Here is a 25,136-nt window from a genome sequence, read left to right on the forward strand (position 1 = left end):
TGTGATATAAAATGCGCCGCTTTCCGGGGATAGCTCCGGGAGCATTAACCCACACACGTGTCGACACGATGACCTGGGTGCCTTTGATCCTCGGATCAGGGGTTGGTCATTGGGATACGTGGAGGCCCAACCCGACTTATCAAGGAACTATCATGTCCCAAGTCAACATGCGCGATATGCTGAAGGCCGGTGTGCACTTCGGTCACCAAACCCGTTACTGGAACCCGAAAATGGGTAAATACATTTTCGGCGCGCGTAACAAGATTCACATCATCAACCTTGAAAAAACCCTGCCAATGTTCAACGAAGCTCTGACTTTCGTAGAGCGTCTGGCCCAGGGCAAAAACAAGATTCTGTTCGTCGGCACCAAGCGTTCCGCTGGCAAGATCGTTGCTGAAGAAGCAGCACGTTGCGGTTCGCCGTACGTCGATCACCGCTGGTTGGGCGGCATGCTGACCAACTTCAAAACCATTCGTGCTTCCATCAAGCGTCTGCGTGACCTTGAAGTTCAAGCCGAAGACGGTACTTTCGCCAAGCTGACCAAGAAAGAAGCGCTGATGCGCTCCCGTGATCTTGAGAAGCTGGATCGCTCCCTGGGCGGCATCAAGGACATGGGCGGTCTGCCAGACGCACTGTTCGTGATCGACGTTGACCACGAGCGCATCGCGATCACCGAAGCCAACAAGCTGGGCATCCCGGTCATCGGCGTTGTCGATACCAACAGCAGCCCGGAAGGCGTTGACTACATCATCCCAGGCAACGATGACGCAATCCGCGCTATCCAGCTGTACATGGGTTCGATGGCTGACGCAGTAATCCGCGGTCGCAACAACGTTGCTGGCGGTACTGTTGAGTTCGCAGCTGAAGAAACTCAGGCTGCAGCTGAGTAATTGACGCCCTGGCGTTGACTCAGTAAGCAAAAAGGGGGCTTGGCCCCCTTTTTGCCACCTCGAAAACCAACTTGTCGGCAGCGCAGCTACAGCATCTGTAACGTGCAGCGGCTACAAGGTGGCTCGGGAAGAATTGAACGCCCGTTCGATCGGGTGGAATGGTTGAAAACCTATCCAAGAGGAATTTGAAAATGGCAGCAATTACTGCAGCGTTGGTTAAAGAACTGCGCGAGCGTACCGGCGAAGGCATGATGGATTGCAAGAAAGCCCTGGAAAAGGCTGACGGCGACATCGAAAAAGCCATTGATGACATGCGTGCTTCGGGCGCGATCAAGGCTGCCAAGAAAGCTGGCAACGTTGCCGCTGAAGGCGCAATCGCCATCAAGTCGAACGACAAGGCAGCCGTACTGCTGGAAGTCAACTCGCAGACCGACTTCCTGGCCCTGCAAGACGACTTCAAAAACTTCGTTGCTGCCAGCGTAGAAAAAGCCTTCGACGAAAAACTGACCGACGCAGCTCCGCTGATCGCCGCTCAGGAATCGGCTCGTGAAGCTCTGGTTGCCAAAGTTGGCGAGAACGTCAACATCCGTCGTCTGGTACGCGTAGAGGGTGACGTTGTCGGCACCTACCTGCACGGTAACAAGATCGGTGTTGCTGTTGTCCTGAAAGGCGGTGACGTCGAGCTGGCCAAAGACATCGCGATGCACGTTGCTGCAAGCAACCCTGAGTTCCTGCTGCCTTCGCAAGTCTCCGACGAAGCGATCGAGCGTGAGAAGGCTGTGTTCCTGCAGCTGAACGAAGAGAAGATCAAAGGCAAGCCAGAAAACATTGTTGAGAACATGGTCAAAGGCCGTATCAGCAAGTTCCTGGCGGAAGCGAGCCTGGTTGAGCAGGCGTTCGTCAAGAACCCTGAAGTCAAGGTTGGCGATCTGGCCAAGAAAGCCGGTGCTGAAATCGTTTCCTTCACCTACTTCAAAGTAGGCGAAGGCATCGAGAAGCCGGTCGACAACTTCGCTGAAGAAGTTGCTGCCCAGCTGGCTGCCGCCAAGCAATAAGACGGTTTTTCAACTGTCGCCCGAAAGAGGCTGCCCGCTCACGCGCGCAGCCTCTTTTCAGATAGGGTTACCAATTTTTAATTGGTTTCCCCTTGGAACTGACTTACAAAGCCATGTTCCGATGGCGCTGAAGCAGCGCCAAGCTAGAGTGAACGCCAGCTGTAAACAGCTCGCAAAGAATTTTTAAATACGCCGCAGGAGAGATTCGCAATGGCTCAGCAGGGCAGTGGTTATCAGGCTCGCTATAAACGCATTCTACTCAAGCTTAGCGGCGAGGCCCTGATGGGCTCGGAAGAGTTCGGGATCGATCCGAAAGTGCTGGATCGCATGGCGCTGGAAGTCGGTCAGTTGGTCGGTATCGGCGTGCAGGTCGGTCTGGTGATCGGTGGCGGCAACCTGTTCCGCGGTGAAGCGCTGAGCAAGGCCGGCATGGATCGGGTCACGGGCGACCACATGGGCATGCTGGCCACTGTGATGAACGCCCTGGCCATGCGCGATGCGCTGGAACGTGCCAATATCTCGGCCATCGTGATGTCGGCCATTTCCATGGTGGGTGTGACCGATCACTATGATCGTCGCAAGGCCATGCGTCACCTGAACTCCAAGGACGTGGTGATTTTCGCGGCCGGTACCGGCAATCCGTTCTTTACCACGGATTCGGCAGCCTGCCTGCGCGCAATCGAAATCGATGCGGACGTCGTGCTCAAGGCGACCAAGGTCGACGGCGTCTACACTGCCGACCCGTTCAAAGACCCGCATGCCGAGAAGTTCGATCATCTGACTTATGATGAAGTACTGGATCGCAAGCTGGGTGTAATGGATCTGACGGCCATCTGCCTGTGCCGCGACCACAAGATGCCGCTGCGCGTATTCAACATGAACAAGCCTGGTGCCCTGCTGAACATCGTCCATGGCGGCGCTGAAGGCACCCTGATCGAGGAAGGTCAACAATGATCAACGAAATCAAGAAAGACGCTAAAGAGCGCATGACGAAGTCCGTCGAGTCTCTGGCTCACAACTTCGGCCGCATTCGTACCGGTCAAGCGCACCCAAGCATCCTGGAGGGCGTAATGGTTCCGTACTACGGTTCCGATACCCCGATCAAGCAAGTGGCCAACATCACCGTCAAGGACGCCCGTACCCTGCAAGTGGTTGCGTTCGAGCGCAACATGCTCGGTGCTGTCGACAAGGCGATTGGTAGCGCGGGTCTGAACCTGAACCCGACCAACCTCGGTGAACTGCTGCTGATCAGCATGCCGGCCCTGACTGAAGAAACCCGTCGTGGTTTCACCAAGCAGGCGCGTGACGTGGCTGAAGACGCTCGTGTTGCCGTGCGCAACATTCGTCGCGATGCCAACAGCTCGCTGAAGGATCTGGTTAAAGAGAAAGAAATCAGTGAAGACGAAGAACGTCGTGCCACTGGCGAAATCGACGACCTGACCAAGAAGTTCGTGGCTGAAATCGACGCGAAGCTGGCAGAGAAAGAAAAAGACCTGATGGCCGTATAAGGGTCGAGCTTTAAATGGATAAGACCAAGCAGACTGCGCCGTCCGCGGTGCCGCGCCATGTCGCGATCATCATGGATGGCAACAATCGCTGGGCGAAAAAACGCTTTATGCCGGGTGTCGCCGGGCATAAAGCGGGCGTGGACGCTGTTCGGGCGGTGATCGAGGTGTGTGCCGAGGCGGGGGTCGAGGTGCTGACCCTGTTCGCCTTTTCCAGTGAGAACTGGCAGCGCCCGGCCGATGAGGTCAGTGCCTTGATGGACCTGTTCTTCAAGGCATTGCGTCGTGAGGCCAAGCGCCTCAACGACAACAACATCAGTCTGCGCATCATTGGCGACCGCTCGCGTTTCCATCCCGAGCTTCAAGCTGCCATGCGCGAAGCCGAGGCCATGACCGCGGGCGCCAATCGTTTTGTCCTGCAGATCGCTGCCAACTACGGCGGTCAGTGGGATATCGCGCAAGCGGCGCAGCGTCTGGCTCGTGAGGTTCAGGCCGGGCATCTGCGTCCGGAAGACATCACGCCGGATCTGTTGCAAACCTGTCTGGCGACCGGTGACCTGCCGCTGCCGGATCTGTGCATCCGCACTGGCGGCGAGCACCGCATCAGCAACTTCCTGCTGTGGCAACTGGCCTATGCCGAGTTGTACTTCTCCGACCTGTTCTGGCCGGACTTCAAACACGATGCCATGCGTATTGCGCTGGCCGATTTCGCTTCGCGTCAGCGTCGTTTCGGTAAAACGAGCGAGCAGATCGAAGCTGGAGCCCGGGTTTAATGCTTAAACAACGAATCATCACTGCGCTGATCCTGCTGCCGATCGCCTTGGGCGGGTTTTTCCTGCTCGAGGGTTCCGGTTTTGCGCTGTTCATCGGGCTGGTCGTGAGTCTGGGTGCCTGGGAATGGGCGCGCCTGGCCGGTTTTACTGCGCAATCGTTCCGCGTCGGTTATGCGGCAGTGGTCGCGCTGATGTTGTTCGTCATGTACATCCTGCCGGGGCTGGCGCCTTGGGTGCTCGGCGCCTCGGTGATCTGGTGGGCGGTGGCGACCTGGCTGGTGCTGACCTATCCGCGCTCCAGTGAGCGCTGGGCCAGCGCCGCCAGCAAACTGGTGATCGGTTTGTTGATTCTGCTGCCGGCCTGGCAAGGGCTGGTCCAGATCAAGCAATACCCGCTGGGCAACTGGCTGATCATGGCGGTGATGGTGCTGGTCTGGGGCGCCGATATCGGTGCCTATTTCTCCGGCCGCGCTTTCGGCAAGCGCAAGCTGGCCCCGCAAGTCAGCCCGGGTAAAAGCTGGGAAGGCGTGTATGGCGGTCTGGCGCTGAGCCTGGTGATTACCACGCTGGTCGCCCTGTTTCGTGACTGGGCGGTGGCGCAGTTGTTCAAGGGCCTGATCGGCGCTGCGCTGATCGTGTTCATCTCGGTGGTGGGCGATCTGACTGAAAGCATGTTCAAGCGCCAGTCCGGCATCAAGGACAGCAGTAATCTGCTGCCTGGTCATGGCGGCGTACTGGATCGCATTGACAGTCTGACAGCGGCGATCCCGGTATTCGCGGTGTTGCTGTGGATGGCTGCGCCGTGAGTCGCCCGCAGCAGATTACCGTACTGGGGGCAACCGGCTCGATCGGTCTGAGCACCCTCGATGTCATTGCTCGTCACCCTGAGCGATATCAGGTTTTTGCACTGAGCGGCTTTACTCGTCTCAGTGAGCTGTTTGCCTTGTGCGTGCGCCATGTCCCTCAGTTTGCTGTAGTGCCGGAAGTCGGCGCCGCTCGTGGCTTGCAGGACGACTTGCGTGCCGCGGGGCTGTCGACTCGGGTGCTGGTGGGGGAGGAGGGCCTGTGTCAGGTCGCGGCTGCCCCTGAAGTGGATGCTGTAATGGCTGCCATCGTCGGCGCCGCCGGTCTGCGCCCGACCCTTGCGGCGGTCGAGGCAGGCAAGAAGATCCTCCTGGCCAACAAGGAGGCGCTGGTGATGTCCGGCGCCTTGTTCATGGACGCTGTGCGCAAGAGCGGTTCGGTCCTGCTGCCAATCGACAGCGAGCACAATGCGATTTTCCAGTGCATGCCGCAGGATTTTGCCCGTGGCTTGAGTACTGTTGGCGTACGTCGGATTTTGCTGACAGCCTCCGGCGGTCCTTTCCGGCAGACGCCGATGGCCGAACTGGCGCATGTTTCACCCGACCAGGCCTGTGCTCATCCGAACTGGTCCATGGGGCGCAAGATTTCCGTGGATTCGGCCAGCATGATGAACAAGGGCCTCGAATTGATCGAGGCCTGCTGGTTGTTCGATGCCAGGCCGTCGCAAGTCGAAGTGGTGATCCATCCACAGAGCGTGATTCATTCTCTGGTTGATTATGTGGACGGCTCGGTGCTGGCGCAGTTGGGCAACCCCGACATGCGCACCCCGATCGCCAATGCGCTGGCCTGGCCTGAGCGCATCGATTCCGGCGTGGCGCCATTGGACCTGTTTGCCATCGCGCGCCTGGACTTCGAAGCGCCCGATGAAGAGCGCTTCCCGTGTCTGCGACTTGCGCGTCAGGCGGCTGAGGCCGGCAACAGTGCTCCGGCCATGCTCAATGCCGCGAATGAAGTGGCAGTGGCAGCGTTTCTCGACGGGCGGGTTCGCTACCTGGAAATCGCGAGTATCATCGAGGAAGTGTTGAATCTCGAGCCAGTGGTTGCTCTGAATGATCTCGATGCGGTGTTCACGGCGGACGCGGCAGCACGCGCTCTGGCCGGGCAATGGTTGACCCGTCACGGTCGATAGACCCTGCGGTACAGGCTCCACGCGGCATAGGACAGGATTGCGGAGAAAGTAGATGAGTGCGCTCTATATGATTGCCGGCACCCTGATCGCCTTGGGTGTGCTGGTCACCTTTCACGAATTCGGCCACTTCTGGGTCGCGCGTCGCTGTGGCGTCAAGGTTCTGCGTTTTTCCGTAGGCTTCGGCATGCCATTGCTGCGCTGGCATGACAAGCAGGGGACTGAATTTGTAGTCGCGGCCATTCCGCTGGGTGGCTACGTCAAGATGCTCGACGAGCGTGAAGGCGAAGTGCCCGCTGATCAGCTTCATCAATCCTTCAATCGCAAGTCCGTTCGTCAGCGTATTGCCATCGTTGCAGCCGGTCCGGTCGCCAACTTCCTGCTGGCCATGGTGTTCTTCTGGGTGCTGGCCATGCTGGGCAGCGAACAGGTGCGTCCGGTCATCGGTGCGGTCGAGTCCGGCAGTCTCGCGGCAAAGGCCGGGCTGAGTGCGGGCCAGGAAATCATTGCCATCGATGGCGAGCCGACTTCTGGCTGGGCTGCGGTCAATCTGCAATTGGTGCGTCGTCTGGGGGAAAGTGGTTCCTTGCAGGTGCTGGTGCGCGAGCAGGGCTCCACGGCCGATTCGCCACGTGAACTTGCACTCGATCACTGGCTGAAGGGTGCCGACGAGCCGGATCCGATTCGCTCCTTGGGTATTCGCCCGTGGCGTCCGGCTCTGCCGCCGATTCTCGCTGAGCTCGATCCAAAGGGCCCGGCACAGGCAGCCGGGCTGAAAACCGGCGACCGTCTGCTGGCGCTGGATGGCAAGGCGCTGGATGACTGGCAGCAAGTGGTCGACACCGTTCGTACGCGTCCTGATACCAAAATCATGCTGCACATTGAGCGCGACGGTGCTCAAATCGACGTCCCTGTGATCTTGGCTGCGCGCGGCGAGAGCAAATCGCCAAGTGGTTATCTGGGGGCGGGAGTGAAAGCTGTCGACTGGCCGCCGGAGATGATCCGCGAGGTCAGTTATGGTCCTTTGGCCGCGATTGGCGAGGGTGCCCGCCGTACCTGGACCATGAGTGTCCTGACGCTGGATTCACTGAAGAAAATGCTGTTCGGCGAGCTCTCGGTAAAAAACTTGAGTGGACCGATAACCATTGCTAAAGTGGCGGGCGCTTCTGCCCAGTCGGGTGTCGCTGATTTCCTGAATTTCCTTGCTTATCTGAGTATTAGCCTGGGGGTTCTGAATTTGCTGCCCATTCCTGTACTGGATGGGGGGCATTTGTTGTTTTATCTGATCGAGTGGGCGCGTGGTCGTCCCTTGTCGGATCGGGTGCAAGGTTGGGGGATACAGATCGGTATCAGTTTGGTGGTCGGGGTGATGTTGCTTGCTCTGGTCAACGATCTGGGTCGACTGTAACGCTTCGCTGAATTGCGAATCTGCCGCATTTTGCGGCAGTTTGTTTATTGCCAGTTGGAATAAGAAAGGACTTCATGAAACGTCTGCTGCTAACTGCGGTTCTCACCGTATTGATGATCGCCGAAGTTCACGCCGAGTCCTTCACTATCTCTGATATTCGCGTCAATGGCCTCCAGCGGGTCTCCGCGGGTAGCGTCTTTGGTGCCTTGCCGTTGAACGTCGGCGAGCAGGCGGATGATCGTCGCCTGGTGGAATCCACTCGTGCGTTGTTCAAAACCGGTTTCTTTCAAGATATCCAGCTGGGCCGCGAAGGCAACGTTCTGGTGATCACTGTCGTCGAACGTCCATCGGTCGCCAGCATCGAGATCGAAGGCAACAAGGCGATCTCCACCGAAGACCTGATGAAAGGCCTCAAGCAATCCGGTCTGTCCGAAGGCGAGATCTTCCAGCGCGCGACCCTCGAAGGCGTGCGCAACGAGTTGCAACGTCAATACGTTGCACAAGGTCGTTACTCGGCCACGGTTGATACCGAAGTGGTATCGCAGCCGCGTAACCGTGTCGGCCTGAAAGTGAAGATCAACGAAGGCACCGTCGCTGCCATTCAGCACATCAACGTGGTGGGCAACACGGTTTTCCCTGAAGAAGACCTGACCGACCTGTTCGAACTGAAAACCACCAACTGGCTGTCGTTCTTCAAGAACGACGACAAGTACGCCCGTGAAAAGCTTTCCGGTGACCTGGAGCGTCTGCGTTCCTACTACCTGGACCGCGGCTATATCAACATGGATATCGCTTCGACCCAGGTGTCCATCACTCCGGACAAGAAACACGTCTACATCACCGTCAACGTGACCGAAGGCGAGAAGTACACCGTTCGTGACGTCAAGCTCAGCGGTGACCTGAAAGTCCCTGAGGATCAGGTCAAGTCGCTGTTGCTGGTGCAGAAAGGCCAGGTGTTCTCGCGCAAGCTGATGACCACCACCTCGGAACTGATCACTCGTCGTCTGGGTAACGAGGGCTACACCTTCGCCAACGTCAACGGTGTTCCGCAGCCGCACGATGATGACCACACCGTGGACATCCTGTTCGCTGTCGATCCGGGCAAGCGTGCCTACGTCAACCGCATCAACTTCCGTGGCAACACCAAGTCCGAAGACGAAGTGCTGCGCCGTGAAATGCGTCAGATGGAAGGTGGCTGGGCTTCGACCTACCTGATCGACCAGTCCAAGACCCGTCTGGAGCGTCTGGGTTTCTTCAAAGAGGTCAACGTTGAAACCCCGGCCGTTCCGGGTGTCGACGACCAGGTTGACGTGAACTACAGCGTTGAAGAGCAGGCTTCCGGCTCGATCACCGCCAGCGTCGGTTTCGCCCAGAGCGCCGGTCTGATCCTCGGTGGCTCGATCACCCAGAACAACTTCCTGGGTACCGGTAACCGCGTCAGCGTCGGCCTGACCCGAAGCGAATACCAGAGCCGTTACAACTTCGGCTACGTTGACCCCTACTGGACCGCCGATGGCGTGAGCCTGGGCTACAACGCGTTCTATCGCACCACCGACTACAAAGACCTCGATGTCGACGTAGCAAGCTATGCGGTAGACAGCCTGGGTGCCGGTGTGAACGTTGGCTACCCGATCAGCGAGACTTCGCGTCTGACCTTCGGTCTGTCCGCTCAGCAGGACAAGATCAAGACCGGTACTTACACCGTTGACGAGATTTTCGACTTCGTCAAGAAGGAAGGCGACCAATACCTGAACTTCAAGGCGTCGGCCGGCTGGTCCGAATCCACCCTGAACAAAGGCGTGTTGCCAACCCGTGGCCGTTCCCAGAGCCTGACCCTGGAATCGACCATTCCTGGCAGCGACCTGTCGTTCTACAAGCTTGATTACCGTGGCCAGCTGTTCCAGCCGATCACCGAGAACTACACACTGCGTCTGCATACCGAACTGGGTTACGGCGACGGTTATGGTTCGACTGATGGCTTGCCATTCTACGAAAACTACTATGCTGGTGGTTTCAACTCGGTACGTGGCTTCAAGGACAGCACTCTCGGTCCACGCAGTACGCCAAGCAAGGGTACCAACCCTGGCACCTTGGCAGACCCGGACCAGGATCCGCTTCCGTTCGGTGGTAACGTCCTGATTCAGGGCGGTGTCGAGGTTCTGTTCCCGCTGCCATTCGTCAAGGATCAGCGCTCCCTGCGTACTTCGGTATTCTGGGATGTGGGTAACGTGTTTGACTCGCAGTGCAAGGATACTGTGAACGCCGATGGCTCGAAGTCCAGCACCAAGTGCAACGACATCAGCCTGAGCAACATGGCCAGTTCCGTCGGTGTCGGCGTGACTTGGGTTACCGCACTGGGTCCTTTGAGCTTCGCGTTGGCCACACCGATCAAGAAACCGGATAACGCTGAAACTCAAGTGTTCCAATTCTCCCTCGGCCAGACGTTCTAAGCGTCTGACCCAAGATAACGACAATGGATTTTGTAGGAGTGCATCGTGCGTAAGTTGACTCAATTGGTTCTCCTGGCCTCCGTACTGGTGGCAGGCCCGGCATTTGCCGACATGAAAATCGCTGTTCTGAACTATCAGATGGCACTGCTGGAATCCGACGCAGCCAAGAAATACGCTGTGGATGCCGAGAAGAAGTTCGGCCCTCAACTGACCAAGCTCAAGACGCTGGAAAGCAGCGCCAAGGGCATTCAGGATCGTTTGATGGCGGGTGGCGACAAGATGCAGCAGGGCGAGCGTGAGCGTCTGGAGCTGGAATTCAAGCAAAAGGCCCGTGACTTCCAGTTCCAGTCCAAGGAACTGAACGAAGCCAAAGCCGTTGCTGACCGCGAAATGCTCAAGCAGCTCAAGCCGAAACTGGATAGCGCAGTGGAAGAAGTCATCAAGAAAGGTGGTTTTGACCTGGTGTTCGAGCGTGGCGCAGTGATCGATGTCAAACCTCAATATGACATCACGCGCCAGGTTATCGAGCGCATGAATCAGCTGAAGTAACCCATGACCGTGACTATCAAACTCGGCCAGTTGGCCGAGTTCCTCGGTGCCACCCTGAGTGGCGACCCCGAGAAGCAAATTACTGGGCTAGCCACCTTGCAGGAGGCTGGCCCAGCTCAGTTGAGCTTTCTGGCAAACCCTCAATACCGCAAATACCTCGCTGGCTCGCAGGCGGCGGCACTGCTGCTCAAAGCGGCTGATGCCGAAGGTTATGCCGGTAATGCGTTGGTGGTGCCGGATCCTTATCTGGCTTACGCACGCATTTCCCACCTATTCGATCCGAAGCCGAAATCTGCAGCCGGTATCCATCCGACTGCAGTGATTGCTTCGGACGCCGTGGTCGATTCGACTGCCAGCATCGGTCCCTTTGTGGTGATCGAGGCCGGCGCCCGGATCGGTGCAGGCGTGACACTCGGCGCGCATTGCGTTGTCGGTGCCCGCAGCGAAATCGGCGAGGGTGGCTGGCTGGCCCCGCGGGTGACGCTGTATCACGATGTGCGTATCGGCAAGCGGGTGGTGATCCAGTCCGGTGCAGTGCTCGGCGGTGAAGGCTTCGGCTTTGCCAACGAGAAAGGCATCTGGCAGAAAATCGCCCAGATCGGCGGCGTGACCATTGGCGACGATGTGGAGATCGGCGTGAATACCGCCATCGACCGCGGTGCGTTGGCCGATACCGTGATCGGCAACGGTGTGAAGCTCGACAACCAGATTCAGATCGCCCACAACGTTCAGGTCGGTGATCACACCGCCATGGCGGCGTGCGTGGGGATTTCCGGCAGCACAAAGATCGGCAAGCACTGCATGCTCGCCGGCGGTGTTGGCCTGGTGGGGCACATCGATATTTGCGACAACGTTTTCCTGACCGGGATGACCATGGTGACTCACTCGATTACCGAGCCGGGTGCCTATTCTTCCGGTACAGCCATGCAGCCGGCTGCCGAATGGCGCAAAAGCGCGGCACGCATCCGTCAGCTCGATGACCTCGCGCGACGGTTGAAACAGCTGGAAAAGCGGGCAGGGGAAGTGACCCCTGGCGGTAATGCTTCATCTGAAGGCTGATACCATTTCCATATCAAGAGTGCACAGCCTCTGGACTGCCTCCTTGATTTGCTAGAGGAGTGCGCGTCAGTCGCGCTCCCAATCTTTACATAGGCTTCCCCCCGAAATGATGGACATCAACGAGATTCGCGAATACCTGCCTCACCGTTACCCGTTCCTGCTGGTGGACCGGGTGGTGGACCTGGATACTGAAGGCAAGCGAATTCGCGCCTACAAGAATGTCAGCATCAACGAACCGTTCTTCAATGGTCACTTCCCTGCGCATCCGATCATGCCGGGCGTCCTGATTATCGAAGCGATGGCTCAGGCAGCCGGGATTCTCGGTTTCAAGATGCTCGACGTGAAGCCCGCTGATGGCACGCTTTACTACTTTGTCGGCTCCGACAAACTGCGTTTCCGCCAGCCGGTCAAGCCTGGCGATCAGTTGATTCTTGAGGCCACGTTCATTAGCTGCAAGCGCAAGATCTGGAAGTTTGAATGCCAGGCGTCGGTTGATGGCAAGCCGGTCTGCTCCGCCGAGATCATCTGCGCGGAACAAAAAGTATGAGTTTGATTGACCCTCGCGCAATCATCGATCCTTCGGCCGTACTGGCTGAAGGTGTCGAGGTCGGCCCGTGGTCGATCATCGGCGCAGGTGTGGAAATCGGCGAGGGGACAGTGATCGGGCCACACGTGATCCTCAAAGGCCCGACCCGAATCGGCAAGCACAATCGCATCTACCAGTTTTCCTCGGTAGGCGAAGACACGCCTGATCTCAAGTACAAGGGTGAAGAAACCCGCCTGGTGATCGGTGACCATAACGTTATCCGTGAAGGCGTGACGATTCACCGTGGTACCGTTCAGGATCGCTCGGAAACCACCCTGGGCGATCACAACCTGATCATGGCTTACGCCCACATCGGTCACGACAGCGTCATCGGCAACCACTGCATTCTGGTCAACAACACCGCGTTGGCCGGGCATGTGCACGTCGAGGACTGGGCGATCCTGTCCGGTTTCACCTTGGTGCACCAGTATTGCCACATTGGCGCCCACAGCTTTTCCGGCATGGGCACCGCCATCGGCAAGGACGTTCCGGCGTTCGTCACGGTGTTCGGCAACCCGGCCGAAGCGCGCAGCATGAACTTCGAAGGCATGCGCCGTCGTGGTTTCAGCGAGGATGCCATCCATGCCTTGCGACGCGCCTATAAAACCGTCTACCGCCAGGGACTGACTGTCGAGCAAGCCCTGGCCGAACTGGCCGAGCCTGCCGCCCAGTTCCCGGAAGTCGCGGTGTTTCGTGACTCCATCCAGTCGTCGTCTCGCGGCATCACCCGCTGATCATGGCCAATCTGCGTATTGCGCTGGTGGCGGGTGAGGCTTCCGGTGACATTCTGGGCGCCGGTCTGATGCGTGCCCTCAAGGCACAGCATCCCGCTGTCGAGTTCATCGGCGTCGGCGGCCCGTTGATGCAGGCCGAAGGCCTGAGCTCCTACTTCCCCATGGAACGGCTGTCGGTCATGGGGCTGGTGGAAGTCCTCGGGCGACTGCGTGAACTGCTCAAGCGCCGCAAGGACCTGATCGCCACGCTGATCGCTGAAAAACCGGATGTGTTCATCGGCATCGATGCGCCGGATTTCAACCTCAATATCGAACTCAAGCTGCGTCAGGCCGGGATCAAGACCGTGCACTACGTCAGCCCTTCGGTATGGGCGTGGCGGCAGAAGCGAGTGCTGAAGATCCGCGAAGGCTGCGACCTGATGCTCACGCTGCTGCCGTTCGAAGCCAGATTCTACGAAGAGAAAGGCGTGCCGGTGCGGTTCGTCGGCCATACGCTGGCCGATACCATTCCACTGGAAGCCGATCGCACTGCTGCGCGCGCCGAACTGGGGCTGCCGGACGGCCCGCTGGTGGCTTTGATGCCGGGCAGTCGCGGCGGCGAAGTCAGTCGTCTGGGTGCGCTGTTCCTCGATACCGCCGAACGCCTGCGCGCCATGCGCCCGGGTTTGCGCTTCGTCATACCGTGCGCCAATCCCGAGCGTCGGGCCCAGCTTGAAGAGCTGCTGGCCGGTCGCGACTTGCCGGTGACCTTGCTCGATGGCAAATCCCATCTGGCGCTGGCGGCCTGCAACGCGGTCCTGATCGCGTCCGGCACTGCCACGCTGGAAGCGCTGCTGTACAAGCGCCCGATGGTCGTGGCTTACCGTCTTGCACCACTGACGTTCTGGATTCTCAAGCGCATGGTCAAGAGTCCGTACGTCTCCCTGCCGAACCTGCTGGCCCAGCGACTGCTGGTGCCGGAATTGTTGCAGGACGATGCGACGGTCGAAGCGCTCGCCCAGACCTTGTCGCCGCTGATCGACGGTGGCGAAGAGCAGACACGCGGCTTCGACGAGATCCACCGCACCCTGCGTCTGGACGCCTCCAATCAGGCGGCTGACGCCGTTCTGAACCTGATCGGTCAAACACGATGAGCAAGACAAGCATGCAGATGGGCCTGGATTTCACCCTGGTTGCCGAAGTCGAAGAGTTGGTGGCCGGCGTTGATGAAGTCGGTCGTGGCCCGTTGTGCGGTGCGGTCGTCACGGCGGCGGTGATCCTCGATCCGAACCGTCCGATTCTTGGTCTCAACGACTCGAAGAAACTCACCGAAGCCAAGCGTGAAAAGCTCTACGACGAAATCTGCGAGAAGGCACTGAGCTGGTGCATCGCCCGTGCCGAAGTCGAAGAGATCGACGAGCTGAACATCCTCCACGCCACCATGTTGGCGATGCAGCGCGCGGTGGCGGGTCTGCATATCCAGCCGAAGCTGGCGATGATCGACGGCAACCGCTGCCCGAAACTGCCGATGCGTTCCGAAGCGGTGGTCAAGGGCGACAGCAAGGTGCCGGCCATCGCCGCCGCGTCGATTCTGGCCAAGGTCAGCCGCGACCGCGAGATGGCGGCGTTCGAATTGATCTATCCGGGTTACGGCATCGGTGGCCATAAAGGCTACCCGACGCCCGTTCATCTGGAAGCGTTGGTGCGCCTCGGGCCGACGCCGATTCACCGGCGTTCGTTTGCCCCGGTGCGGCAGGCTTATGAAGCGCTGGAAGGCCTCACGCAGGTTTAGCGGCGAGGCTGATGTTTTGTTCAGGGCCCGGTACAATCCGGGCCTTGTTGTCTCTATGTAACTGGACAGGATCACTATGCCGGCTTCATTCGTTCATCTACGCCTGCACACTGAATACTCCCTGGTCGACGGGCTGGTGCGGATCAAGCCGCTGGTCAAGGCCCTGACCGGCATGGGCATGCCGGCCGTTGCGGTTACCGACCAGAACAACATGTGTTCGCTGGTCAAATTCTATAAAAACACCATGGGCGCCGGGATCAAGCCGATCTGCGGCGCCGACCTGTGGCTGTCGAACAAGGACCCGGAGGGTCCGCTGAGCCGGATCAGCCTGCTGGTCATGAATGCCCTGGGTTATCGCAACCTGACCGAGCTGATTTCCCGTGGCTTCATCGAAGGTCAGCGCAACGGCATGATCATCATCGAGCGCGAATGGGTCGCCGAGGCCAACGAAGGCCTGATTATGCTGTCCGCCGCGAAAGAAGGCGAAATCGGCATGGCCATGATCGGCGGCAACCCCGCTGAGGCCGAGGTCCTGACGCGCGAATGGATGGCGGTGTTCCCGGATCGTTTCTACCTGGAGATTCAGCGTACCAACCGTCCGAATGACGAAGAACAATTGCACGGCGCCGTGGCCCTGGCCGACAAGCTCGGTGCGCCGCTGGTCGCGACCAACGATGTGCGTTTCATCAAGCAGGAAGACTTCGCCGCCCACGAAACCCGCGTCTGCATCGGTGAGGGCCGGGCCCTTGACGATCCGCGTCGTTCGAAGAACTACAGCGATCAGCAATACCTGAAAAGCGCCGAGGAAATGGCCGAGCTGTTCAGCGACCTGCCGGATGCGGTGGAAAACTCCGTCGAGATCGCCAAGCGCTGCAACATTGAAGTGAAGCTGGGCACGCACTTCTTGCCCAACTTCCCGATCCCCGATGGCATGACCATCGATGAGTATTTCCGCAAGGTGTCCTTCGAAGGTCTGGAAGAGCGGTTAACCGTTCTGCTGCCAAGGGACACGACTGAAGACTACGAAGCCAAGCGGCAGGTCTATGTAGACCGACTGAATTTCGAGCTGGATATCATTATCCAGATGGGGTTCCCCGGTTACTTCCTGATCGTGATGGACTTCATCCAGTGGGCCAAGAACAACGGCGTGCCGGTGGGCCCGGGCCGGGGGTCGGGTGCCGGATCGCTGGTGGCCTACGTGCAGAAGATCACCGACCTCGACCCGCTGGAATACGACCTGCTGTTCGAACGTTTCCTTAACCCGGAACGGGTATCCATGCCCGACTTCGACGTCGACTTCTGCATGGACGGTCGCGACCGCGTGATCGACTACGTGGCCGAAAAGTACGGCCGTAACGCTGTGAGCCAGATCATCACCTTCGGTTCCATGGCGGCGAAAGCTGTGGTGCGCGACGTGGCGCGGGCGCAGGGCAAGTCGTTCGGCCTGGCGGATCGCCTGTCGAAGATGATTCCGTTCGAAGTCGGCATGACCCTGGAAAAAGCCTACGAGCAGGAAGAAATCCTGCGCGATTTCATCAAGGTCGATGAAGAGGCGGCGGAAATCTGGGAGATGGCGCGTAAGCTCGAAGGCGTTGTGCGTAACGTCGGCAAGCATGCCGGTGGTGTGGTGATCGCACCGACCAAGCTGACCGACTTCTCGCCGATCTATTGCGACGAGGCCGGTGACGGCCTGGTAACCCAGTTCGACAAGGATGACGTCGAGGCGGCCGGTCTGGTGAAGTTCGACTTCCTGGGCCTGCGAACGCTGACGATCATCGACTGGGCGCTGAAAACGATCAATCGCGACCGCGCCAAGGTCAACGAACCGCCGCTGGATATCGCGTTCATCCCGCTGGATGACAAACCGACGTATCAGCTGCTGCAAAAAGCTGAAACCACCGCGGTGTTCCAGCTTGAATCCCGCGGCATGAAAGAGCTGATCAAAAAGCTCAAGCCCGACTGCCTGGAAGACTTGATCGCACTGGTGGCCCTGTTCCGTCCGGGCCCGCTGCAATCGGGCATGGTGGATGACTTCATCAACCGTAAGCACGGTCGCGCCGAACTGGCCTATCCGCACTCGGATTACCAGTACGAGGGCCTCAAGCCCGTCCTGGCACCTACTTACGGCATCATCCTGTATCAGGAACAGGTGATGCAGATTGCCCAGGTCATGGCCGGTTACACCCTCGGTGGTGCGGACATGCTGCGGCGGGCCATGGGTAAGAAAAAGCCCGAGGAAATGGCCAAGCAGCGCGGCGGCTTCATTGAAGGTTGCGCCACCAACAATATTGACGCGGACCTGGCCGGTAACATTTTCGACCTGGTAGAGAAATTCGCCGGTTACGGCTTCAACAAATCCCACTCCGCCGCCTACGGCCTGGTGTCATACCAGACCGCCTGGCTGAAGGCTCACTACCCGGCGCCGTTCATGGCCGCGGTACTGTCGGCGGATATGCACAACACCGACAAGGTCGTGACCTTGATCGAAGAAGTGCGCACGATGAAGCTGCGCCTCGACGCGCCGGACGTGAATACCTCGGAGTTCAAGTTCACGGTGAACGACGAAGGTCGCATCGTGTATGGCCTGGGCGCGATCAAAGGCGTCGGCGAAGGCCCGGTGGAAGCGATCACCGAGGCACGTCAGGCAGGCCCGTTCAAGGACCTGTTCGACTTCTGTGCCCGGGTCGACCTCAAACGCATCAACAAGCGCACGCTGGACGGCTTGATCCGTAGCGGCGCGCTGGATCGCCTCGGCCCGTACTTCCATGACGAGCAAAAGGCTTATCAGGCCAACATCGACCGCAACCGTGCCGTACTGCTGGCGGCGATGGAGGAGGCGATCAAGTCGGCCGAGCAGACTGCGCGCACCCGCGACAGTGGCCATGCCGACCTGTTCGGCGGGCTGTTCGTCGAGGAAGATGCGGACGTTTACGCGCTGCATCGCAAGGCCAAGGAACTGACCCTCAAGGAACGACTCAAGGGTGAAAAAGACACCCTTGGCCTGTACCTGACCGGCCACCCGATCGACGAATACGAAGGTGAAATCCGCCGTTTCGCCCGCCAGCGCATCATCGACCTGAAACCGGCCCGGGATACCCAGACCGTGGCGGGGATGATCATTGCCCTGCGTGTGATGAAGAACAAAAAAGGCGACAAGATGGGCTTCATCACCCTCGACGACCGCTCCGGGCGGATCGAGGCGTCGCTGTTCGCCGAGGCGTTCCACTCCGCGCAATCGCTGCTGCAGACCGATGCGATGGTGGTGGTCGAAGGCGAGGTCAGCAACGATGACTTCTCCGGCGGCTTGCGCCTGCGGGTCAAGCGGGTGATGAGCATGGAAGATGCGCGCACCAACCTGGCCGAGAGCCTGCGCCTGAAGTTGCAGACCCAGGACCTGAAAGGCGATCAACTACGCTGGTTGGGTGATTTGCTCAAGCGTCACCGCGGGGCGTGCCCGATCACCATGGAATACACCAGCCCTGATGCGAAGACCTTGCTGCAGTTTGGCGAGACCTGGCGGATCGACCCGGCGGATGCCTTGATTCAAGCCCTGCGTGACCAGTTCGGGCGAGACAACGTCTTCCTCCAATACCGTTGACCGGCAGGTGATATCAAACCGCCTGCCCGCAACCTGAATTTTTAATCTCGACCTTAGCGCGCCTCTCCCTTAAGGTAGGGCGCGAATAGACAACCGGCCGGCCCAAGCTCACTTGGGACACGACCCTAGACGGACGCCTATGAACCCGAATTTTCTAGATTTCGAACAGCCGATCGCCGACCTGCAAGCCAAGATCGAAGAGTTGCGCTTGGTCGGTAATGACAATTCGCTGAATATCGGCGATGAGATCTCCCGCCTGCAGGACAAGAGCAAAACGCTCACCGAAGACATTTTCGGCAAGCTGACCAGCTGGCAGATCGCACGTCTGGCGCGTCACCCGAAACGTCCATACACCCTGGACTACATCGAGCACATCTTCACCGAGTTCGACGAACTGCACGGTGATCGTCACTTCTCCGACGACGCGGCCATTGTGGGCGGCGTGGCACGTCTGGAAGACCAGCCAGTGATGGTGATCGGTCACCAGAAGGGCCGTGAAGTGCGCGAAAAGGTACGCCGCAACTTCGGCATGCCGCGCCCGGAAGGCTACCGCAAGGCTTGCCGCCTGATGGAAATGGCCGAGCGTTTCAAGATGCCGATCCTGACCTTCATCGACACCCCGGGTGCCTACCCTGGCATCGACGCTGAAGAGCGCAACCAGAGCGAAGCGATTGCCTGGAACCTGCGCGTCATGGCTCGCCTGAAAACCCCGATCATCGCCACCGTGATTGGTGAGGGTGGTTCCGGCGGTGCACTGGCGATCGGTGTCTGCGATCAGTTGAACATGCTGCAGTACTCGACCTACGCGGTGATCTCGCCGGAAGGTTGCGCTTCGATTCTGTGGAAAACCGCAGAAAAGGCCCCGGATGCCGCTGAAGCGATGGGCATCACCGCCGAGCGTCTGAAAGGCCTGGGCATCGTCGACAAAGTGATTGGCGAGCCTCTGGGCGGCGCCCACCGTGATCCGGCGGCTGCCGCGGCCTCGATCCGTGCCGAGCTGAGCTCGCAACTGGCGATGCTGAAGAAGTTCGACAACGAAGCGCTGCTCAAGCGTCGCTACGATCGTCTGATGAGCTACGGCCTCTAAGTCGACCGCGCAATACCCGATGTGGGGGCGAGCCTGCTCGCGATGAGGGGTAACATTCAACCAGTGCGTTGGCTGTTGCACCATTATCGCAAGCAGGCTCGCTCCCACATTTGATTTGTGCCAAGGGAAAAAAATGGATCAGTCGACGATTGATTTGCCTTCCAGGCTTTTGCGCCATCTCAAGCCCTGGCTCGGTGCTTCCCATTGGCGGATCGCCTACTCGGGTGGGCTCGATTCCACCGTCCTGCTGCACCTTCTGGCCAGTCTCGCCAAAACTGAATCCCTTCCGGCGCTAGGCGCCATCCATGTCCATCACGGCCTTCAGGCTGCGGCCGACGCGTGGCCGGCGCATTGCCAGGTGGTCTGCGATGGGCTGGCGGTGTCGTTGCAAGTGGTGCGTGTGCAGGTGCAGCCGGGGGCGAGTCTGGAGCGGGCGGCGCGGGATGCGCGTTATGCGGCGTTCAGTGCGGCGATTCAGGCCAACGATGTGTTATTGACCGGGCAACACCGCGATGATCAGGCTGAAACACTGCTGTTCCGTCTGTTGCGCGGCGCCGGGGTCCGAGGTCTGTCCGGCATGCCGGCGCAACGAGCGTTGGGGCAGGGCAGTCTGGTTCGGCCCTTGCTCGACGTCACGCGGGCCGAGCTGGAAGTCTATGCGCGGGACCATGGCCTGCGCTGGGTAGAGGATCCGTCGAATCAGGATCGACAGTTCTCGCGCAATTACCTGCGCCATCAGGTCATGCCGCTGCTGACCGGTCGCTGGCCGCAGGCTCACGCCAGCATGGCCCGCAGTGCGGCACATTTGCGTGAGGCGCAAGGTTTGCTCGATGAGCTGGCGCAGATTGATCTGGCTCAAGCGACCTTGTCCGATGATTTCGAGTGGCTGGGTTTGGCATCGCTGGCGTTTGCAGCCATCGCCGGGTTGTCCGATGCCCGCCAGAGAAATGCACTCAGTCATTGGCTGGAACCGCTCACCCGACTGCCGGATGCCGACCATTGGTCGGGTTGGGCGGATCTGCGCGATGCCGGCATTGATGCTTCTCCGGTCTGGCGTCTGGCGGATGGCGAGCTGCACCGCAGCGCCGGTCGTCTGTGGTGGCTCAGCGGGCAATGGTTGCGCGCGCCAGTGGTCAGCAGCGACTGGCATGAGCCGTCGCTGGCGCTACGCTTGCCCGATAACGGGCGTGTCATGTTCAGCGGTCAGACTCCCGCAGGGCCGCTGCGCATCCGCTATCGGCTGGGCGGCGAGGTGATGCATCTGGCGGATCGTGGTCATCGCGATCTCAAGCGCTTGCTCAATGAGCGCGCGGTGCCGGGCTTCGTGCGTGGCAGATTGCCGCTGCTGTTTCGCGGTGAAGAATTGCTCGCCGTGGCGAACCTGCCGGGGCTTGATGGCAACGTGCAGGAAGGCTGGCAATTGCATTGGGTGCCTTTTGATGAAGATCAAGGTTTGAGCTGAAGGGGGCATTCCGGTAGACTACGCTCCCTTCTTGATACAACTTCTGTGGATTCGCCTGAATTGCAGGAGTTGCCGATTACCAAGCAGTCTTTGCTGGGCGATTCCAAAAAATGTGTAGCGAGCAACGTACCGGTGTTTTCACTTCCGGTCTGTCCCAACGCGGCGGTTTTTTTGAAAGGTGCACTGTGATTAATGCAGGTGATCGGGGGCTTCGGCCTTCCTTCGCTTTCCCCGGCGGCTCGGACCGCTTTAACGCAGACTTCTAGGGTTTTTCATGACGCGCTACATATTCGTCACGGGCGGTGTTGTTTCTTCTTTGGGGAAAGGCATTGCATCGGCTTCATTGGCGGCCATCCTGGAGGCGCGGGGGCTTAAGGTCACCATGCTGAAGCTGGATCCGTACATCAACGTCGACCCGGGCACCATGAGCCCGTTCCAGCACGGTGAAGTGTTCGTCACCCACGACGGCGCCGAGACCGACCTGGACCTGGGCCACTACGAGCGGTTCATCCGCACGACCATGACCCAGAACAACAACTTCACCACCGGCCGTGTTTACGAGCACGTGCTGCGCAAAGAGCGCCGTGGTGACTACCTGGGTGCAACCATCCAGGTGATTCCGCACATCACCGACGAAATCAAGCGTCGCATCATCAAGGGCGCCGGCGATGCCGACGTGGCCCTGGTGGAAATCGGCGGTACCGTTGGCGATATCGAATCGCAACCGTTCCTCGAAGCCATCCGCCAGCTGCGTGTGGAAGTCGGTTCCAAGCGCGCGATGCTGATGCACCTGACTCTGGTTCCGTACATCGCCACCGCTGGCGAGACCAAGACCAAGCCGACCCAGCACTCCGTAAAAGAGCTGCGTTCGATCGGCCTGCAGCCAGACGTGCTGATCTGCCGCTCCGACCATCCGGTAGATGTGTCGTCGCGTCGCAAGATCGCGCTGTTCACCAACGTTGAAGAGCGTGCGGTGATCTCCCTGGAAGACGTCGACACCATCTACAAGATCCCGGCCGTGCTGCACGCCCAGGGTCTGGACGATTTCGTCGTCGAGCGTTTCGGCCTGCAATGCAATGGCGCCGACCTGTCCGAGTGGGAAAAGGTCGTCGATGCCAAGCTCAATCCAGAGCACGAAGTCACCATCGCGATGGTCGGCAAGTACATGGAACTGCTGGACGCCTACAAGTCGCTGATCGAAGCGATGAGTCACGCCGGCATCACCAACCGTACCAAGGTCAACCTGCGCTACATCGATTCCGAAGACATCGAGAACCAGGGCACCGCGCTGCTGGAAGGCGTCGACGCGATCCTCGTACCGGGCGGCTTCGGTCTGCGTGGCGTGGAAGGCAAGATCACTGCCGTTCAATACGCTCGCGAAAACAAGGTTCCATACCTGGGTATCTGCCTGGGCATGCAAGTGGCGGTCATCGAGTTCGCCCGTAATGTGATGGGCTGGAAAGATGCCAACTCCACCGAGTTCGATCGTGCCAGCGGCCATCCGGTTGTCGGTCTGATCACCGAGTGGGAAGACGCCACCGGTGCAGTCGAAACCCGTACCGAATCGTCCGATCTGGGCGGCACCATGCGTCTCGGCGCTCAGGAATGCCTGCTCGAAGCGGGTTCCAAGGTGCACGACTGCTACGGCAAGGATGTAATTGTCGAGCGTCACCGTCACCGTTACGAAGTGAACAACAACCTGCTGCCGCAAATCATCGAGGCCGGCCTGAAGATTTCCGGTCGCTCCGCTGATGCTGCGCTGGTTGAAGTGGTCGAAGCACCGGATCATCCATGGTTCGTCGCTTGCCAGTTCCACCCAGAGTTCACCTCGACGCCTCGCGATGGCCATCCGCTGTTCAGCGGCTTCGTCAAAGCGGCATTGGCTCAACACCAGAAGAAGGCGTAACCCCGATGGCACAGAAGATCATCCGCGTCGGCGACATCGAGATTGCCAACGACAAACCCATGGTGCTGTTCGGCGGCATGAACGTGCTGGAAAGCCGTGACATGGCCATGCAGGTTTGCGAAGAGTACGTGAAGGTCACCGAAAAACTCGGTATCCCTTACGTGTTCAAGGCCAGTTTCGACAAGGCCAACCGTTCTTCTGTGACCTCTTATCGCGGTCCTGGCCTGGAAGAGGGCATGCGCATCTTCCAGGACATCAAACAAGCCTTCGGCGTGCCGATCATCACCGACGTCCACGAGCCTGACCAGGCCGCGGTCGTCGCTGAGGTCTGCGACATCATCCAGCTGCCGGCCTTCCTGTCGCGCCAGACCGACCTCGTGGTCGCCATGGCCAAGACCAATGCCGTCATCAACATCAAGAAAGCCCAGTTCCTCGCGCCTCAGGAAATGAAACACATCCTGAACAAGTGCGTGGAAGCGGGCAACGATCAATTGATCCTCTGCGAGCGCGGTTCGAGCTTCGGCTACAACAACCTCGTGGTCGACATGCTCGGCTTCGGCATCATGAAGCAGTTCGAGTACCCGGTATTCTTCGACGTGACCCATTCGCTGCAAATGCCTGGCGGTCGTTCCGACTCCGCCGGCGGTCGCCGCGCCCAGGTCACCGACCTGGCCAAGGCTGGCATGAGCCAGTCGCTGGCGGGCCTGTTCCTCGAAGCGCACCCGGATCCGGACAACGCCAAATGCGACGGCCCTTGCGCCTTGCGTCTGGACAAACTGGAGCCATTCCTGGCCCAGCTCAAAGCCCTGGACGAACTGGTGAAGAGTTTTCCGACGGTAGAAACCGCGTAAACCTCAATTCTCCGGTAAAGTACCGCACGATTTGTCGCTCATGCCCTCGGGTATGAGCGTTGTCGTCTGCAAGCTGCCCGCTGCACACCACTTGCCGACGGTAAAAAGATTTCCTCTAGCTGCGTCGTTTTCGTCAACTTTGGAGTGTTTACAACAATGGCAAAAATCGTCGACATCAAAGGTCGTGAAGTTCTCGACTCCCGTGGCAATCCCACCGTGGAAGCGGACGTGCTTCTCGACAACGGCATCATCGGCAGCGCTTGCGCGCCGTCCGGTGCATCCACTGGCTCGCGTGAAGCGCTCGAGCTGCGTGATGGCGACAAGAGCCGTTACCTGGGCAAGGGCGTGCTCAAGGCGGTAGCCAACATCAACGGTCCGATCCGCGATCTGCTGCTGGGCACCGACCCAAGCGACCAGAAAGCCCTGGATCACGCGATGATCAAGCTTGACGGTACTGAAAACAAAGCGACCCTGGGCGCCAACGCCATCCTCGCCGTCTCCCTGGCTGCGGCCAAGGCTGCTGCGCAGGATCAAGACCTGCCGCTGTACGCACACATCGCCAACCTGAACGGCACTCCGGGTGTGTACTCGATGCCGGTTCCGATGATGAACATCATCAACGGTGGCGAACACGCCGACAACAACGTCGACATCCAGGAATTCATGGTTCAGCCGGTTGGCGCCAAGTCTTTCTCGGAAGGTCTGCGCATGGGCACCGAGATTTTCCATCACCTGAAAGCTGTTCTGAAGGCCCGTGGCCTGAGCACTGCTGTCGGTGACGAAGGCGGTTTCGCGCCGAACCTGGCGTCCAACGAAGACGCACTGAAAGTGATCTCCGAAGCTGTTGCCAACGCCGGTTACAAGCTGGGCACCGACGTGACCCTGGCTCTGGACTGCGCAGCCAGCGAATTCTTCGAAGACGGCAAGTACAACCTGTCCGGCGAAGGCCAGGTGTTCACCGCTGAAGGTTTCGCCGACTACCTGAAAGGTCTGACCGAGCGTTACCCGATCATCTCGATCGAAGACGGTCTGGACGAGTCCGACTGGGCTGGCTGGAAGATCCTCACCGACAAGATCGGCGAGAAGACCCAACTGGTCGGCGACGACCTGTTCGTGACCAACACCAAGATCCTGAAAGAAGGCATCGATAAAAAGATCGCCAACTCGATCCTGATCAAGTTCAACCAGATCGGCACCCTGACCGAAACCCTGGAAGCCATCCAGATGGCCAAGGCTGCCGGTTACACCGCCGTGATCTCGCACCGTTCGGGCGAAACCGAAGATTCGACCATCGCCGACCTGGCGGTGGGTACTTCGGCTGGCCAGATCAAGACCGGTTCGCTGTGCCGTTCCGACCGCGTTTCCAAGTACAACCAACTGCTGCGTATCGAAGAGCAGTTGAATGGCAAAGCCAAGTACAACGGTCGCTCCGAGTTTCGCGGTTAAGTTGTAGATGGTAAAA

At 59.2% G+C, this 25,136-nt stretch carries 21 protein-coding genes; all 21 read left to right on the forward strand.

The features are described 5' to 3' along the window. Positions 1-152 precede the first annotated feature (152 nt). The gene (gene rpsB / locus AC1RMX_RS09795; protein WP_003222119.1) at positions 153-890 is read left to right on the forward strand and encodes a 30S ribosomal protein S2; all 738 of its coding nucleotides are present in this window, start codon (positions 153-155) and stop codon (positions 888-890) included. 191 nt (positions 891-1,081) lie between these two features. Continuing rightward, positions 1,082-1,945 (forward strand): translation elongation factor Ts, encoded by an 864-nt coding sequence (gene tsf, locus AC1RMX_RS09800; protein WP_096819628.1) that lies wholly within the window; start codon positions 1,082-1,084, stop codon positions 1,943-1,945. Between the two features lie 210 nt (positions 1,946-2,155). Beyond that, positions 2,156-2,899: a UMP kinase gene (pyrH, locus tag AC1RMX_RS09805; protein ID WP_003222124.1), complete on the forward strand. Its 744-nt coding sequence runs from the start codon at positions 2,156-2,158 to the stop codon at positions 2,897-2,899. After that, positions 2,896-3,453, forward strand: coding sequence for a ribosome recycling factor (gene frr / locus AC1RMX_RS09810; protein WP_096819627.1), 558 nt, complete (start codon positions 2,896-2,898; stop codon positions 3,451-3,453). The genes pyrH and frr overlap by 4 nt, the downstream gene beginning before the upstream one ends. 14 nt (positions 3,454-3,467) lie before the next feature. Next, positions 3,468-4,223, forward strand: a complete 756-nt coding sequence (gene uppS, locus AC1RMX_RS09815) for a polyprenyl diphosphate synthase (RefSeq protein WP_096819626.1) — start codon at positions 3,468-3,470, stop codon at positions 4,221-4,223. Then, positions 4,223-5,029: a phosphatidate cytidylyltransferase gene (locus tag AC1RMX_RS09820; protein ID WP_493071669.1), complete on the forward strand. Its 807-nt coding sequence runs from the start codon at positions 4,223-4,225 to the stop codon at positions 5,027-5,029. Before uppS ends, AC1RMX_RS09820 begins: the two co-directional genes overlap by 1 nt. Next, positions 5,026-6,216, forward strand: coding sequence for a 1-deoxy-D-xylulose-5-phosphate reductoisomerase (gene ispC, locus AC1RMX_RS09825; RefSeq protein WP_096819624.1), 1,191 nt, complete (start codon positions 5,026-5,028; stop codon positions 6,214-6,216). The genes AC1RMX_RS09820 and ispC overlap by 4 nt, the downstream gene beginning before the upstream one ends. 52 nt (positions 6,217-6,268) lie before the next feature. Next, positions 6,269-7,621, forward strand: coding sequence for a sigma E protease regulator RseP (gene rseP, locus AC1RMX_RS09830; protein ID WP_493071671.1), 1,353 nt, complete (start codon positions 6,269-6,271; stop codon positions 7,619-7,621). A gap of 74 nt (positions 7,622-7,695) precedes the next feature. After that, on the forward strand, positions 7,696-10,071 hold the full coding sequence (gene bamA / locus AC1RMX_RS09835; protein ID WP_096819622.1) for an outer membrane protein assembly factor BamA: 2,376 nt from the start codon (positions 7,696-7,698) through the stop codon (positions 10,069-10,071). A 45-nt stretch (positions 10,072-10,116) separates the two neighbouring features. Beyond that, positions 10,117-10,620, forward strand: coding sequence for an OmpH/Skp family outer membrane protein (locus AC1RMX_RS09840; protein ID WP_003222140.1), 504 nt, complete (start codon positions 10,117-10,119; stop codon positions 10,618-10,620). Positions 10,621-10,623: 3 nt separating this feature from the next. Then, positions 10,624-11,679 carry a UDP-3-O-(3-hydroxymyristoyl)glucosamine N-acyltransferase gene (lpxD, locus tag AC1RMX_RS09845; RefSeq protein ID WP_096819621.1) on the forward strand — a complete coding sequence of 352 codons (1,056 nt, stop codon included), beginning with the start codon at positions 10,624-10,626 and terminating at the stop codon, positions 11,677-11,679. Positions 11,680-11,785: 106 nt separating this feature from the next. Next, positions 11,786-12,226, forward strand: a complete 441-nt coding sequence (gene fabZ, locus AC1RMX_RS09850; RefSeq protein ID WP_042557884.1) for a 3-hydroxyacyl-ACP dehydratase FabZ — start codon at positions 11,786-11,788, stop codon at positions 12,224-12,226. Continuing rightward, complete coding sequence (lpxA, locus tag AC1RMX_RS09855) at positions 12,223-12,999, forward strand: acyl-ACP--UDP-N-acetylglucosamine O-acyltransferase (RefSeq protein WP_085712845.1); 777 nt, start codon at positions 12,223-12,225, stop codon at positions 12,997-12,999. Before fabZ ends, lpxA begins: the two co-directional genes overlap by 4 nt. Before the next feature lie 2 nt (positions 13,000-13,001). Then, entirely contained in the window at positions 13,002-14,132 is a 1,131-nt protein-coding gene (gene lpxB, locus AC1RMX_RS09860) for a lipid-A-disaccharide synthase (protein WP_096819620.1), read from the forward strand. An 11-nt stretch (positions 14,133-14,143) separates the two neighbouring features. Continuing rightward, positions 14,144-14,770: a ribonuclease HII gene (gene rnhB / locus AC1RMX_RS09865; RefSeq protein WP_085712847.1), complete on the forward strand. Its 627-nt coding sequence runs from the start codon at positions 14,144-14,146 to the stop codon at positions 14,768-14,770. A gap of 76 nt (positions 14,771-14,846) precedes the next feature. Further along, positions 14,847-18,368 (forward strand): DNA polymerase III subunit alpha, encoded by a 3,522-nt coding sequence (dnaE, locus tag AC1RMX_RS09870; RefSeq protein ID WP_096819619.1) that lies wholly within the window; start codon positions 14,847-14,849, stop codon positions 18,366-18,368. Between the two features lie 139 nt (positions 18,369-18,507). Then, entirely contained in the window at positions 18,508-19,455 is a 948-nt protein-coding gene (locus AC1RMX_RS09875; protein ID WP_085748116.1) for an acetyl-CoA carboxylase carboxyltransferase subunit alpha, read from the forward strand. 133 nt (positions 19,456-19,588) lie between these two features. After that, positions 19,589-20,917, forward strand: coding sequence for a tRNA lysidine(34) synthetase TilS (gene tilS / locus AC1RMX_RS09880; protein ID WP_493071675.1), 1,329 nt, complete (start codon positions 19,589-19,591; stop codon positions 20,915-20,917). Positions 20,918-21,191: 274 nt separating this feature from the next. Next, positions 21,192-22,823 (forward strand): CTP synthase, encoded by a 1,632-nt coding sequence (gene pyrG, locus AC1RMX_RS09885; RefSeq protein ID WP_096819617.1) that lies wholly within the window; start codon positions 21,192-21,194, stop codon positions 22,821-22,823. A gap of 5 nt (positions 22,824-22,828) precedes the next feature. After that, on the forward strand, positions 22,829-23,674 hold the full coding sequence (gene kdsA, locus AC1RMX_RS09890; RefSeq protein WP_007954807.1) for a 3-deoxy-8-phosphooctulonate synthase: 846 nt from the start codon (positions 22,829-22,831) through the stop codon (positions 23,672-23,674). 156 nt (positions 23,675-23,830) lie between these two features. After that, positions 23,831-25,120 (forward strand): phosphopyruvate hydratase, encoded by a 1,290-nt coding sequence (gene eno, locus AC1RMX_RS09895; RefSeq protein WP_007954808.1) that lies wholly within the window; start codon positions 23,831-23,833, stop codon positions 25,118-25,120. Positions 25,121-25,136: the final 16 nt, after the last annotated feature.

The sequence above is a fragment of the Pseudomonas sp. GW822-FHT03F04 genome (assembly GCF_058801405.1).